Origin of the sequence: Pseudarthrobacter sp. NBSH8 (assembly GCF_014217545.1) — a bacterium.
Classification (GTDB): Bacteria; Actinomycetota; Actinomycetes; order Actinomycetales; family Micrococcaceae; genus Arthrobacter.
This window is the reverse complement of sequence record NZ_CP043178.1, coordinates 3059046-3071575: the sequence shown is the minus strand read 5'-3', so window position 1 is coordinate 3071575 and position 12530 is coordinate 3059046. Positions and strand designations below refer to the sequence as shown.

Annotated in this window: 14 protein-coding genes and 1 tRNA gene; 9 read left to right on the top strand and 6 right to left on the bottom strand. The window is 65.3% G+C overall.

The window, feature by feature from the left end; translation table 11 throughout:
* Positions 1 to 15 precede the first annotated feature (15 nt).
* The 3 genes from FYJ92_RS14090 (at position 16) to FYJ92_RS14080 (ending at position 2535) form a co-directional block, all read left to right on the top strand.
* Positions 16 to 1098 carry a folate-binding protein YgfZ gene (locus FYJ92_RS14090; RefSeq protein ID WP_185261247.1) on the top strand — a complete coding sequence of 361 codons (1083 nt, stop codon included), beginning with the start codon at positions 16 to 18 and terminating at the stop codon, positions 1096 to 1098.
* Positions 1098 to 1535: an ankyrin repeat domain-containing protein gene (locus FYJ92_RS14085; protein WP_185261246.1), complete on the top strand. Its 438-nt coding sequence runs from the start codon at positions 1098 to 1100 to the stop codon at positions 1533 to 1535. Before FYJ92_RS14090 ends, FYJ92_RS14085 begins: the two co-directional genes overlap by 1 nt.
* Before the next feature lie 334 nt (positions 1536 to 1869).
* Complete coding sequence (locus FYJ92_RS14080; protein WP_370525989.1) at positions 1870 to 2535, top strand: MFS transporter; 666 nt, start codon at positions 1870 to 1872, stop codon at positions 2533 to 2535.
* Here FYJ92_RS14080 and FYJ92_RS14075 read toward each other — a convergent pair.
* From FYJ92_RS14075 to FYJ92_RS14055, 5 genes are all read right to left on the bottom strand, one after another.
* Complete coding sequence (locus FYJ92_RS14075) at positions 2453 to 3169, bottom strand: GNAT family N-acetyltransferase (RefSeq protein WP_185261245.1); 717 nt, start codon at positions 3167 to 3169, stop codon at positions 2453 to 2455. The two genes, FYJ92_RS14080 and FYJ92_RS14075, sit on opposite strands and share 83 nt — an antisense overlap.
* A 32-nt stretch (positions 3170 to 3201) precedes the next feature.
* Positions 3202 to 4227 carry an ATP-dependent 6-phosphofructokinase gene (locus FYJ92_RS14070; protein ID WP_185261244.1) on the bottom strand — a complete coding sequence of 342 codons (1026 nt, stop codon included), beginning with the start codon at positions 4225 to 4227 and terminating at the stop codon, positions 3202 to 3204.
* A gap of 201 nt (positions 4228 to 4428) precedes the next feature.
* Positions 4429 to 4680 carry a PspC domain-containing protein gene (locus FYJ92_RS14065; protein WP_185261243.1) on the bottom strand — a complete coding sequence of 84 codons (252 nt, stop codon included), beginning with the start codon at positions 4678 to 4680 and terminating at the stop codon, positions 4429 to 4431.
* Positions 4681 to 4683: 3 nt separating this feature from the next.
* Complete coding sequence (locus tag FYJ92_RS14060) at positions 4684 to 4974, bottom strand: hypothetical protein (protein WP_185261242.1); 291 nt, start codon at positions 4972 to 4974, stop codon at positions 4684 to 4686.
* Position 4975: 1 nt separating this feature from the next.
* Positions 4976 to 6559 (bottom strand): PspC domain-containing protein, encoded by a 1584-nt coding sequence (locus FYJ92_RS14055; RefSeq protein ID WP_185261241.1) that lies wholly within the window; start codon positions 6557 to 6559, stop codon positions 4976 to 4978.
* A gap of 124 nt (positions 6560 to 6683) precedes the next feature.
* Between FYJ92_RS14055 and FYJ92_RS14050 the strand changes: the two genes are divergently transcribed.
* Complete coding sequence (locus tag FYJ92_RS14050; protein ID WP_185261240.1) at positions 6684 to 8117, top strand: ATP-binding protein; 1434 nt, start codon at positions 6684 to 6686, stop codon at positions 8115 to 8117.
* Positions 8114 to 8797, top strand: coding sequence for a response regulator transcription factor (locus tag FYJ92_RS14045; RefSeq protein WP_185261239.1), 684 nt, complete (start codon positions 8114 to 8116; stop codon positions 8795 to 8797). The genes FYJ92_RS14050 and FYJ92_RS14045 overlap by 4 nt, the downstream gene beginning before the upstream one ends.
* Before the next feature lie 135 nt (positions 8798 to 8932).
* Here FYJ92_RS14045 and FYJ92_RS14040 read toward each other — a convergent pair whose 3' ends face one another.
* Positions 8933 to 10150 carry a pyridoxal phosphate-dependent aminotransferase gene (locus tag FYJ92_RS14040; protein ID WP_185261238.1) on the bottom strand — a complete coding sequence of 406 codons (1218 nt, stop codon included), beginning with the start codon at positions 10148 to 10150 and terminating at the stop codon, positions 8933 to 8935.
* A 275-nt stretch (positions 10151 to 10425) separates the two neighbouring features.
* Between FYJ92_RS14040 and FYJ92_RS14035 the strand changes: the two genes are divergently transcribed.
* The 4 genes from FYJ92_RS14035 (at position 10426) to rplK (ending at position 12410) form a co-directional block, all read left to right on the top strand.
* Positions 10426 to 10498: transfer RNA gene (locus FYJ92_RS14035), tRNA-Trp, on the top strand.
* A gap of 81 nt (positions 10499 to 10579) precedes the next feature.
* Complete coding sequence (gene secE, locus FYJ92_RS14030) at positions 10580 to 10864, top strand: preprotein translocase subunit SecE (RefSeq protein ID WP_185261237.1); 285 nt, start codon at positions 10580 to 10582, stop codon at positions 10862 to 10864.
* Positions 10865 to 10980: 116 nt separating this feature from the next.
* The gene (gene nusG, locus FYJ92_RS14025; protein ID WP_185261236.1) at positions 10981 to 11847 is read left to right on the top strand and encodes a transcription termination/antitermination protein NusG; all 867 of its coding nucleotides are present in this window, start codon (positions 10981 to 10983) and stop codon (positions 11845 to 11847) included.
* 131 nt (positions 11848 to 11978) lie between these two features.
* Positions 11979 to 12410 carry a 50S ribosomal protein L11 gene (rplK, locus tag FYJ92_RS14020; protein WP_024365990.1) on the top strand — a complete coding sequence of 144 codons (432 nt, stop codon included), beginning with the start codon at positions 11979 to 11981 and terminating at the stop codon, positions 12408 to 12410.
* Positions 12411 to 12530 lie beyond the last annotated feature (120 nt).

Sequence of the window (12530 nt, the reverse complement as noted above, 5' to 3'; positions counted from 1 at the left end):
GGACGTTCCTCCAGTATGACTACTCCCAGCCCCCTACTGTCGCGCCCCGGCGCCGTCGAGGCCACCGGCGCGGACGCCGGCGTTGCATCCCACTACGGTGAGCCGCTGCGTGAGCAGCGCGCCCTCGCAACCGGTACCGCCGTCGTCGACCTCTCCCACCGCGGCGTGGTGACCGTCAGCGGTCCGGACCGGCTGACCTGGCTGAACACCCTCTCGTCCCAACAGGTCACCGGCCTGCAGCCGGGGGAGTCAAGCGAGCTGCTGTTGCTGAGTGTCCAGGGCCGGATCGAGTTTGACGCCCGCGTAGTGGACGACGGCGGGACCACCTGGCTGATTGTTGAGGCCGCCGAGGCTGCGCCGCTGGCTGAGTGGCTGAACAAAATGAAGTTCATGCTGCGAGTCGAGATCACCGACGTCTCCGCCGACTGGGCCGTGCTCGGGTCCACCAAAACTGTGGAGGAGTGGTCCGGACTGCTGGCGTGGCGGGATCCGTGGCCGCACGTCGGCACCGGCGGCTACTCCTACGCCGTGGTCCCGGAAGAAGGACACCCCGGGCTGGAGCGGCCCTGGATCGAGTACCTGGTGCCGGCCGCCGGACTCGAGGATACTTTGGCGGACCGCCCACTCGCCGGTGTTATGGCGGCCGAAGCCCTCCGCATTGCTGCGTGGCGCCCCAGGCTGGGGGCGGAAACCGACGACAAAACCATTCCGCACGAACTGGACCTGCTCCGCACCGCCGTGCACCTCTCCAAGGGCTGCTACAAGGGCCAGGAGACCATCGCCCGCGTGCACAACCTGGGCCATCCGCCGCGGCGCCTGGTGTTCCTGCAGCTGGACGGGTCGCAGCACACCATGCCAGCTCCCGGCAGCCAGGTGATGCTCGGCGAGCGGAAGGTCGGGACAGTGACGTCCGTTGCCCAGCACTACGAAATGGGTCCGGTGGCGTTGGCCGTCATCAAGCGGTCCGTCGCACCGGATGAAATGCTGACCGTGCTGGACGGCGAGGAGCCTTACATCGCTGCCCAGGAAATAATTGTTGCTCCCGACGCCGGCCAGGTAGTGGGGCGCCAGACTGGATTCCTGAGAGGGACCCGCTGATGACCGAGAACACCGCACCCGACGCCGCTTCACCCAGCGACGCCAAAGCCGACGCCTCAACGCCCGACGACGAGGCCGTGGCGTTGGCGCACCGGCTCTTCCAGGCTGCCCGGGATGGGGACACCGGGCTCCTGCGCGGCTATTTGGACGCCGGCGCCCCGGGTACTATGACCAACGCTGCCGGCGATTCCCTGCTGATGCTGGCCGCGTACCACGGCCACACGGAGACTGTGCAGCTGATCCTTGAGCACGGCGGTGAGACCAATACGGCCAACGACCGCGGCCAGACCCCTTTGGCCGGGGCAGCATTCAAGGGGTTCACGGACGTGTCCCGGGTGTTGCTGGAGGCCGGTGCAGATCCCGACGCCGGCAGCCCATCCGCCCGGGCCGCCGCGCAGATGTTCGCACGCACGGACATCCTCGATCTGCTGGGGTAGCGTTTCCGCAGTGAGTCACGGCCGGCCGCCAACGTAAACAAAGGAACCGCATGGAAGCCGTAGCCAGGCCTTGGTTGGCTTTGTGGTCGCTGGTGGTGGGGTTCTTTATGATCCTGATAGACACCACCATCGTGTTCGTGGCTAACCCCAGTATCGGAAAGGCTCGACGCCGATATCACGGCCGTCTTCTGGGTTACCAGCGCGTACCTGGTGTCCTATCAGGAAGGCCAAACCTACAAGTGGGGGACCTTAGACAGCGGCCCGTTCACCGTGTGGGGCCTGATCATCGCCGGCGTAGTTGTGATGGCCATTTTCATCGGCTGGCAGTGGTGGCTTGAACGGAGAGGGCGAACCCTTGCTGCCGCTGGGCCTGTTCCAGGACCGGAACTTCGCGCTGGGAAACGCGGGCATAACCGTGGTGGGATTCTCCATCACGGCCTACCCATTGGCTTCCATGATTTTTTACCAGGTCGCACTGGGCCTGACTCCCACGCAGTCTGCCCTGTTGCTGATTCCGATGGCCGTGCTCACCGGTGCGTTGTCGCCCATAGTGGGCAAGCTGATTGACCGCGTCAATCCGCGCTGGTTTGCGGTGGCCGGGATGCTGCTTTTCACCCTGGCCATCTCCTGGACTTCGGTGCTTATGACGCCCGATACCCCTGTCTGGATGTTCCTCCTGCCGAGTGCGGTGCAGGGCCTGGGCATGGGCTGCATCTTCGGGCCGATCGCCAATGCCACCACGCGAAATCTGGCGTCGCGCCAGGCGGGTGCCGGCTCGGGTGTTTTCAATACCAGCCGGCAGATCGGTTCAGTGCTGGGGGCAGCGGCCATGGCTGCACTGATTCAGGCCCGTGTTGTGGCCGAAAGCCTGGGGATGGTGCTGAAGCCGAAGTCCCCGCGGCCGGCTGAATTGCAGTTCAGCCCAGGTGCACGCTGGTCTGAATGCCGCCGGCGGACAGGCCAAGCTGGCGCGCCAGGGCCACAGCCCCGGTATTGCTGACTTCGGCGCGCCACTGGACGGTGAGGCCCGCCGCGAGGGCCTCGTGGGCAGCGATGGATGCGGCCACGGATCCCAGCCCGCGGCGGCGCCACTCTGGGTCCACCAGGACTCCCATCTGGGCGAGAAGGCCTTCCCATTCCCCGTAGGCGCCGCACGCCACCGGAAGGCGCCGCCCGTCCACCTCGTGGAGAATCGTGTACCGGTTCTCAAGTTCTGACAGGTGCACTTCGTTGACGTCGTCCGGCGGGCACAGGCCTTCGAGCTCGATCGCCTCCGGATTTCCGTGGGACACGGTGAGTTCTTCGGAGGGCTGGCGCAGGGGCAAGTCGTCGGCGAAGAACAACGCCGCAGAGCCCAGTCCGTGGCCTCCGTGGGACCGTGTCAGGGTCAGCAGGGTCACATGTTGTGCCATCTCCCCGTCCGGAATTCCGGCGGCGGCATCAATGACCCATTGCGGTCCCACAAGTGCCGAGCTGCCGAACAGCCTTACGAACTCCACTGTCTCTGCAGCGTTGTCCGCCCTGACCATCCGCTCGCCTGAACTCAGCGACGCAGCGAAAGCGCCGTCGTCGAGCCCCAAATGCCGGGCCCAAGCGAGTTGGATGATGGCGGCGGAACCGGGGTCAAGAGTCATATCCCCAGCCTACCCAGCACAGCGACGACGGCTTAGCCGAAGAGGACGGCAGCCTCGTCGTAGCGCTTCTGTGGAACGGTCTTCAGCTGGCCCAGGGCCTTGTCGAAGCTCACGTGCTCAATGTCCGTTCCCTTGAGCGCCACCATAGTGCCCCAGTAGCCTTCCACGACGGAGTCGATCGCGGCCATGCCCAGGCGGGTGGCGAGCACACGGTCAAACGCGGACGGGACGCCGCCACGCTGGATGTGCCCCAGGATGGTGGCGCGGGTCTCGATGCCGGTGCGGGCTTCAATCTCGGGGGCGAGCTGGTCCGCGATGCCGCCCAGCCGTGGCCGGCCGAACGTGTCCAGGCCTCGCTCGGAGTGCGGGGATTCCATGTGGTCCGGCACAAAGCCCTCGGCCACCACAATCAGCGGTGCGCGGCCACGGTCGTGGGCTTCCTGGACCCACTCGGTGATCTGCTCGATGCTGACCTTCTGCTCGGGGATCAGGATGGCGTGCGCGCCGGCGGCCATGCCGGCGTGCAGGGCGATCCAGCCCACATGGCGGCCCATAACCTCGGCGATCATGCAGCGGTGGTGGGACTCGCCCGTAGTTCGGAGCCGGTCGATGGCCTCCGTGGCGATCTGCACGGCCGTGTCGAAACCGAACGTGTAATCCGTGGCGTCGAGGTCGTTGTCCACGGTCTTGGGGACGCCCACAATCTTGAGGCCGGCATCCGTAAGGCGCTTCGCAGCAGCCAGAGTCCCTTCTCCGCCGATCGCGATGATGGCGTCGATGCCGAGGCGGTCCATGTGGGCCTTGATGACCTCCGGCCCGCCGCCGTTTTCAAACGGGTTGGTGCGGGAGGTGCCCAGGATGGTGCCACCCTGCTTGGCGATGCCGCGGACCATGGTGCGGGGGATGTCGATGACGTCGCCTTCGACGACGCCCCGCCAGCCGTCCAGGAACCCCACGAATTCGTGGCCATGGATGGCGATGCCTTTGAGGACGGCTCCGCGGATGACAGCGTTCAGTCCGGGGCAGTCGCCGCCGCTGGTAAGAATTCCAATTTTCATGTCTCGGCTCAAATCCTGGTGTGAAGGTATACAGGCAGAGCGCCACGCTGAGCTCACCTAGATTGTAGTCGGCGGTGTGCGTTACGACACAAACCGGTTACAAAAGCCCGCGTTCCATGGCAACGACCACGGCAGCAGAAAGGCCCCCGCGCCCGGAACGATCCCGGGGAGCGGGGGCCTGGCGGTTCTTGGCCTTGGGTGTCAGCTGATGGAGCGGCGGTCCAGGAAGTTCTGCAGCGGGATGGAGTCCCGCTGGTCGGGAAGGACCAGCCAGGCCGTGATGTACAGGACCACGGCGGGGCCGGGGAGGAGGCAGAAGACCAGGAAAGCGATCCGCACGAAGGCCACATCCACGTTGAGCTTCGCTGCGATGCCGCCGCACACGCCGCCTATCCAGCATTGGGGTCCACGTTTCAGGCCGAAGCCCCTGACGATGCTAAAGAATTTGTCCATGGTTCAAGACTTCCCTGTTGTGGGTTCGTTGTCACGTTTCCGGGCCGAGAGGAGCCCGCCGATCACCAGCGCGGAGCCGGCGCCGATCATCAGGCCGATCAGGACGTAGGTGCCGTTCAGGGTCACCACGCCCAACTGGGCGATGATGATCAGGGCGGCCAGCGCCATCACGATGAGGCCCCAGACGACGGTTCCTACGCGGGTGGCTGACGGTGTTGCGTCGGCTCCGGGGTGACCGGCCGCCGTCGTGCTTTCCGGAGTGTATGGGTCCGGTGACGGATTGACGTTGCTCATGTCAGTTCCCTTCCTGGATGGTGACGTTGCTGAAGGTACCGTTGATCTCCACGATCAGCTTGGCGCCGGGCTTGTCGCTGTTGTAGCTGCTCTCGCGGGTGGAGATGCCGCTCCGGTGGTCGTTGCGTTCGCTGAGGTTGCCCATGGTCATGTCCGCCCTGATGTCCACGGGGACGTTGTCCGGAATGACCACCTTGACGTTGCTGGCGGTGATGTCCAGGGGAACTACGACGTCGGAGGCCAGCGGGGCGGTGACGTTCAGCTCGGTGAGGTCAACAGTCCCGCGGCCTGCGGTGATGTCGAAGCCGTTCCGTGCCTGTTCGACGCTGACGGGTGCCCAGTTGACCTGGGTGAACCGGACCCTATCGCCGTTGCCCACGACGTTGAAGATTCCGCCGATCACCAGGGCCACAACGGCGAAGAAGCCGAGGATTCCTGACGTCCTGCCGCGCAGCCCCGCAATGAGGATGCCCAGGCCCAGGACCGCAGCGCCGCTGGCCCAGACGATCGCGTTGGTGGCGTCGCCGAGGTTGATGACGTTACCGGCGTTAAGGGCGTTGAGTCCGCCACCCACCAGGAGCGCTGTTCCGGCTGTAATGGCTACGGCTGGGGCGCCGGGGCCGGAGGGGCGGACTTTGGGTGCCCGGGCCGGGCCCTGCGGTGGCTGGTAGCCGCCGTAGGCACCGCCGTCGCTACCGCCCCCGCCGTAGGAGCCACCGCCGCCGTAGCTGCCGCCGCCGTGTTGCGGGTCTGCGCTCGACGGCGGGACCGGCAGGTAAGGTGCGCTGCCGGACGAGCCGGCTTTGCGGGTGGAGGTGGAATCCGTCGCCGCAAACGGCGAGGCGTAGGGGGTTGTGGGATAGGCGGCCGAGTAACCGGAGTTTCCGCCGGCCGGCTGCGGTGTGGCGTTTATGGGTGCTCCGTTCCGGGCCTTGCTGCGTTGGGTCAGGTAGTAGATCAAGTAGATGGCGCCGCCCACCCAGAAGACAGACCAGAGGAATCCGCCGAAGCCGTTGCGGCTCCAGCCCCAGAATCCGCCGCCGAGCCCGGTGAGCCCCACCACGGTGGTGATCAGCGAGCCTGTCATGCCGCTGGACCAGCGGCCGGCCCCGGCTTCCTGGACGTGGATGCGCCCGTCGGGTTCGGGAAGGAATGCCCAGGCCAGGCCGTAGAGCAGGACGCCGATTCCGGCGAAGAGGCTGAGGACAATGAAGATGCCGCGCACAATCAGCGGATCAATGCCCATCCGGTGAGCGATGCCGCTGGAGACGCCGCCGATCCACCGGTCACGGCCCCGCTGGATGCCGTGGCTCCGGACCCAGGTGAAGAAGTCATTCGGCCGGCCCGGTGCTTTGGCGCCGGCATACGGGCCGGTGTACTGGCCGGCGTACTGGCCCGCAGACGGGTTGGAATACGGACCTGAATAAGGTCCGGCGTACGGGCCGTCGTTGGGACCGGCGGCCGGGGGGGTGTCCTGCGGGGAAGCCGGGGGCGGCAGCAGGGGTTCGGTTGGCTGGTCCGGGTCGCGTGGGGGGAGCGGTTCCGTGGGCTGGCCATCATCGGGTGCAGGGGTCTGGGAGTTCATACTTCGATCCTGCCGTCCGGCGCGGCGGCGCTCTACTGGGGAACACCCTGACTCGCCCCTGAGTTACCCCCGGTTCAGGCCGGAATCGGGTCCGGGGAACCCTGATCCGTGCTTGGATTGACACATGATCCCCGCCCTCACCCGCCCACCGCTTGTCCGCAGCAGCGACCGCGTCATCGCGGGCGTCTGCGCCGGCCTCGCGGCGCATCTGGGCTGGCCCGTGAAAAGCGTGCGGATCGGCATGGCACTGTCAACCCTCGCCGGCGGCGCCGGGTTGGCCTTCTATGCGTGGCTCTGGATCATGGTCCCCACCGCCGACGAAAGCGCCCGCCGCAACGCCAGGCGTCCGGCGTCGCCAATTGCGCCGGCCGTCAGCCTTGACCCGGCATTCAGCGCCGTGCCTCCGCCAGTGCCGACCTCGCCCGGTCTGCCCGCTGCCGGTCCATGGTGGGGAAATCCCGACGCCGGTGCTTTCGCCCCCAGTTTCGCTCCCAGTGGTGTCTCCGGCGGCGGGCCCCGTGCCGGCTACCCCGCCGGTTACCCGGCCGCCGTGCGGCCGCCGTGGTTCCGGGTCCGCCGCACGCGGTACGGCAAGGAAATGCTGCTGGGCGCCGGGCTCCTCTTGGTGGCGGGCATCATGATTGCCCGGATGCTCGGCGTCGACGTGCCCCTGGGGACCCTCGTTCCCGCCGCCGCCGTGCTGGGCGGTGCAGCCATCGCCTGGATGCAGCTCGACGAAACCCGCCGTGCCGGGCTCGTGGACAAAACCAAGGCCGATCAGGCAGGCGGCTGGGCGCGCCTCGCCGCCGGATTGGCGCTGGTGGTTGCCGGCGTGCTGGTAATGGTCTCCGGTTCCGGATCCTGGGAACAGACCTGGCTGGCCCTGCTCGCGTCGGTGGCGGTGCTGGGCGGTGTGGTTCTGGTGCTCCTTCCGTGGGCCCTCAAATTCTGGCGGGACCTGGAAACAGAGCGTGCGGGCCGGATCCGCGAAACGGAGCGCGCCGAGATTGCTGCCCACCTGCACGACTCCGTCCTCCAGACCCTCGCCCTGATCCAGCGGCGGGCGGGAAACGAACACGACGTCCTCCGGCTCGCCCGGGCCCAGGAACGCGAACTCAGGAGCTGGCTGTTCCAAGACCCCGGTAAGGAGGCAGGCCAGCTTTCGGACCGCATCAAGGCGGCGGCGGCCGAGGTGGAAGACTCCCTCGGCAACGCCGTGGAGGTGGTCAGCGTCGGGGACACCGCCATGACCGAATCCCACGAGGCGCTGCTCCAGGCCAGCCGTGAGGCGATGCTCAATGCGTCCCGTCACGGCGGCGGGACCGTCTCTGTCTACCTGGAAGTTTCCGATGGACGCACGGAAATCTTCATCAAGGACAGGGGTCCGGGCTTCGAGCTGCAGGATGTACCCGAAGACCGGCTCGGCGTCCGTGAATCGATCGTTGGGCGCATGAAACGGCACGGCGGGACCGCCTCCATCACCAGCACGCCGGACGGTACGGAGGTGCGGCTGGGAATGCCGGCGCTCCAAACGGACAACGCGGAAGGGAAATCATGAACAACGTACAGGGGACCGGGACCATCCGCCCCGCACAGCCGGTCCGGGTGGTGATCGTGGACGACCACGCCATTTTCCGTTCGGGGCTCAAAGCCGACCTCGATCAGAGCATCCACGTTGTTGGGGAAGCGGCCACTGTTGAGCAGGCCATCGCTGTAATCGCGCAGGAGCGTCCGGAGGTGGTGCTCCTGGATGTGCACCTGCCTGGCGGCCTGGGCGGTGGTGGCCGGGAAGTCATCGCGGGTTCCGTGGCGCTCCTGGGCACTACCAAGTTCCTGGCCCTGAGCGTCTCCGACGCCGCCGAGGACGTGGTATCGGTCATCCGCGCCGGCGCCCGGGGGTACGTCACCAAGACAATTTCCGGGGCCGAAATCACCGACGCCGTGTTCCGTGTGGCCGGCGGCGACGCCGTGTTCTCGCCCCGGCTGGCCGGCTTCGTGCTGGACGCCTTCGGCACCGCTCCGGCGGACATTGCCGACGACGAGCTGGACAGGCTCTCCGCCCGCGAGCTCGAAGTGATGCGCCTGATCGCCCGCGGCTACAGCTATAAGGAGGTGGCCAAAGAGCTGTTCATCAGCATCAAAACCGTGGAAACCCACGTGTCAGCAGTGCTGCGCAAACTCCAGCTCTCCAGCCGGCACGAGCTGACCAAGTGGGCCGCCGAACGCCGCCTCCTGTAGCCCACCCCGGACGCTCTCTCACATAATGTGCCCTTTTCCCCAACGCTCTCTCACTTCCTGTGGCTTAACGCCAATCGCTCTCTCACCAAGTGAGAGAGCGATTGCGTTTTTCTTGCAGGAAGTGAGAGAGCGTCCCTACTTGGCCTGGCCCAGGAAGTCCTGAAGCCGGGCGACGCCGGTGGCCAGGTCCTCATCGCCCAGGGCGTAGGAGAGCCGCAGGTAGCCGGAGGGGCCGAACGCCTCACCGGGCACCACGGCCACCTCAACCTCATCCAGGATCAAAGCAGCGAGCTCGGCGGAGGTGGACGGTGTTGCGGTGCCCGCCGCCGTCGGGAATTCCTTCCCCAGCAGCGCACGGACGTCCGCGTAGACGTAGAACGCACCCTTCGGCGTCGGGCATTCAACACCGTCGATCGCATTCAGGCCGGCCACGATCGCCTTGCGGCGGCGGTCAAACGCCACCTTCATCTCGTCGACGGCGGTCAGCGGTCCGGAGACGGCGGCGAGGGCTGCAATCTGCATGATGTTCGAAACGTTGGACGTGGCGTGCGACTGCAGGTTGGTGGCCGCCTTGATGACGTCGGCCGGGCCGATCATCCAGCCCACACGCCAGCCGGTCATCGCATAGGTCTTGGCCACGCCATTGAGGATGACCACTTTGTCGCCGAGTTCCGGGGCTGCCGTGGCGATCGAGGTGAACGGGACGCCGTCGTAGGTCAAGTGCTCGTAGATCTCGTCGGTGACCACCCAGAGCCCCTTGGCGGCGGCCCACTTGCCGATCTCAGCCACCTGCTCCGGGCTGTACACGGCGCCGGTGGGGTTGGACGGCGAGACAAACAGCAGGATCTTGCTCTTGTCCGTCACAGCGGCCTCAAGTTGCTCAACGGTGACCAGGTAGTCCTGCTCAGGTCCGGCGAATACCTCAATGGGGACACCGCCGGCGAGCCGGATGGCCTCCGGGTACGTGGTCCAGAACGGTGTCGGGACAATCACTTCGTCGCCCGGATCCACCAGCGTGGCGAAAGTGTTGTACACGGCCTGCTTACCGCCATTCGTCACCAGGACCTGGGACGGATCCACAGCGTAGCCGGAGTCGCGGAGCGTCTTCTCGGCGATGGCCTTTTTGAGCTCCGGCAGCCCGGCGGCGGGGGAGTAGCGGTGGTATTTGGGCTGGCTGGCGGCCTCGATGGACGCCTTGACGATGTAGTCCGGGGTGGGGAAGTCCGGTTCCCCTGCCCCGAAGCCAATAACCGGCCGACCAGCTGCCTTCAGCGCCTTGGCCTTGGCATCAACGGCCAGGGTTGCAGATTCGGCAATAGCGGAAATGCGCTTGGAAACGCGGGCGGCAGACATGGCAGGGTCCGTTCTTCGCTTGCAGCCCGGAGGCTGAATGGTGGAATTCGACGTGATCTACTCTATGCTGTTCAGCGGATCGTTCGGGCTGCCGGCGTGGATGTGACTGCAGGTCAAGTCACCCACCAGGGCGGATTGGACGGCCCGGAATGAGGCTGGTTCGACGTAGACGAAGTTGTTGCGTAGACTGGTTCTCCGGTGTTGAAAACACGGATGATGACGTGCGCCCCAGTGCGAACTGCGGAAGTTTTGTCAGGATGCTGTTTTCGATCCATAGGGTAGTGGCGCAATTGGTAGCGCAGCGGTCTCCAAAACCGCAGGTTGCAGGTTCGAGTCCTGTCTGCCCTGCGCAAGCTGTTCCGGCGGAATGCCGGAGCAAGCGCAGCAACCATGGTTCTGATCAGGACCGGGTAATCCAACATTGCGAAGATGAGCGAGGACCAGGTGACCGAAACAGCTGCCAGCAGCTCCAAGGGCCGCCCAGCTAAGAAGGACGCCAAGGCAAACTTCTTCGCTCGTATTGCACTCTTCATGCGCCAGGTCATCGGCGAGCTGAAGAAGGTTGTTGCACCAACCCGCAAGGAACTGATCAATTACACGTTCGTGGTGCTGGTGTTCGTGGCCATCATGATGGTGATCGTCAGCCTGCTGGACATCGGTTTTGGAACCGTGGTCAGCTGGGTCTTCGGCGGGATAGCTCCCGGGGACCGCTAAGGCATATCGTCCGCAGGCCGCGTGGCCTTGTCCGGGTAAACCGGAAGAATCCACGCGGTGTGCGGAATTGAGCCATTTAAATAGGCATGTTAGGCAATGAGGAAGCAGGAGACCAAGTGTCTGAGCAGGAGCTCGAGGTAACCGAGACTGAGCTGGAAGAGTCCACGGACAACACGGCGGCCCCCACGGTTGAAGCCGGTGAAGAGTCTGAGGTTGAGTCCGCTGCGCCCGAATCCGCCGACGCCGATTCCGCCGACGATTCCGACGATTCAGAGGATGCCGATTCAGAGGGTGACGCCGTTGAAAGCGAACTCGCTGAGGGCGACTCAGAGGGCGACGACGCTGATGCAGACGCCCTGGCAGCCGCGGCCGCCAAAGCCGAAGTTGACCCCGCCGACGAATTCAAAGCCAAGCTGCGCCGCCAGGAGGGTGACTGGTACGTCATCCACTCCTACGCCGGCTACGAAAACCGCGTCAAGGCCAACCTTGAGACCCGCATCCAGACCCTGGACATGGAAGATTACATCTTCGAAATCCAGGTGCCCATGGAAGAGGTCGTTGAGATCAAGAACGCTCAGCGCAAGGTCATCAACCGGGTCCGGATCCCCGGCTACGTCCTGGTCCGCATGGACCTGACGGATGCCTCCTGGGGCGCCGTCCGCCACACCCCCGGTGTAACCGGTTTCGTGGGCAACGCCCACAATCCGGTGCCGCTGCGCCTCGACGAAGTCTTCTCCATGCTCGCGCCGGTCTTCGAAGAAGAGCAGGCCGAAAAGGGCAAACCCGTCAAGCACGCTGCCGCGCAGATCGACGTCGACTTCGAGGTCGGCGAATCGGTCATCGTCAAGGAAGGTCCGTTCGAGACCCTTCCCGCCACGATCTCCGAGATCAAGGTGGAATCCCAGACCCTCGTGGTGCTCGTGTCGATTTTCGAACGCGAAACCCCGGTCACCCTGGCATTCAACCAGGTCAGCAAGATCTAATAACCCCGCACAGAATTCGTTCCGGACTGCCCGCTTAGCAGCCCCGGAACGGCCGGTCGCCTCGCCATGGCGGCCAATAACCTGAGGCACGCTCCTGTGTCCCAGGAAGATATTGAGAGAAGGACCTTACATTGGCTCCCAAGAAGAAGGTCACCGGCCTCATCAAGCTGCAGATCCAGGCAGGCGCCGCTAACCCGGCCCCGCCGATCGGTCCTGCGCTTGGCCAGCACGGTGTCAACATCATGGAATTCTGCAAGGCGTACAACGCTGCAACAGAAGCCCAGCGCGGAAACGTTATCCCCGTGGAAATCACGGTCTACGAGGACCGTTCCTTCACGTTCATCACCAAGACCCCGCCGGCTGCAGAGCTCATCAAAAAGGCTGCAGGCGTTGCCAAGGGTTCACCCACCCCGCACACCGTCAAGGTTGCCAAGCTGACTCAGGCCCAGGTCAACGAGATCGCCACCACCAAGATGGAAGATCTCAACGCCACCAGCCTCGAAGGCGCAGCGAAGATCATCGCCGGTACCGCCCGCTCCATGGGTATCACCGTAGAAGGCTAATAGCCTTCACCGTCGGGAAACCGGCACCACTGCCGGACAACCGGCACAAACCGAAATGTCGCAGGATCCATGCAGGATCCTCGGCTGTGGCAGGGCCCAGCGCGGTCCGCAGACCACAAC

Excerpts from the sequence above, each read along its gene's own strand:
- FYJ92_RS14065 (WP_185261243.1), bottom strand. The coding sequence starts at position 4,680 with ATGGACAAATTCTTTAGCATCGTCAGGGGCTTCGGCCTGAAACGTGGA.
- FYJ92_RS14040 (WP_185261238.1), bottom strand. The coding sequence starts at position 10,150 with ATGTCTGCCGCCCGCGTTTCCAAGCGCATTTCCGCTATTGCCGAATCT.
- FYJ92_RS14050 (WP_185261240.1), top strand. The coding sequence starts at position 6,684 with ATGATCCCCGCCCTCACCCGCCCACCGCTTGTCCGCAGCAGCGACCGC.
- FYJ92_RS14090 (WP_185261247.1), top strand. The coding sequence starts at position 16 with ATGACTACTCCCAGCCCCCTACTGTCGCGCCCCGGCGCCGTCGAGGCC.
- FYJ92_RS14085 (WP_185261246.1), top strand. The coding sequence starts at position 1,098 with ATGACCGAGAACACCGCACCCGACGCCGCTTCACCCAGCGACGCCAAA.
- FYJ92_RS14070 (WP_185261244.1), bottom strand. The coding sequence starts at position 4,227 with ATGAAAATTGGAATTCTTACCAGCGGCGGCGACTGCCCCGGACTGAAC.
- FYJ92_RS14060 (WP_185261242.1), bottom strand. The coding sequence starts at position 4,974 with ATGAGCAACGTCAATCCGTCACCGGACCCATACACTCCGGAAAGCACG.
- FYJ92_RS14045 (WP_185261239.1), top strand. The coding sequence starts at position 8,114 with ATGAACAACGTACAGGGGACCGGGACCATCCGCCCCGCACAGCCGGTC.
- secE (WP_185261237.1), top strand. The coding sequence starts at position 10,580 with ATGAGCGAGGACCAGGTGACCGAAACAGCTGCCAGCAGCTCCAAGGGC.
- FYJ92_RS14075 (WP_185261245.1), bottom strand. The coding sequence starts at position 3,169 with ATGACTCTTGACCCCGGTTCCGCCGCCATCATCCAACTCGCTTGGGCC.
- FYJ92_RS14055 (WP_185261241.1), bottom strand. The coding sequence starts at position 6,559 with ATGAACTCCCAGACCCCTGCACCCGATGATGGCCAGCCCACGGAACCG.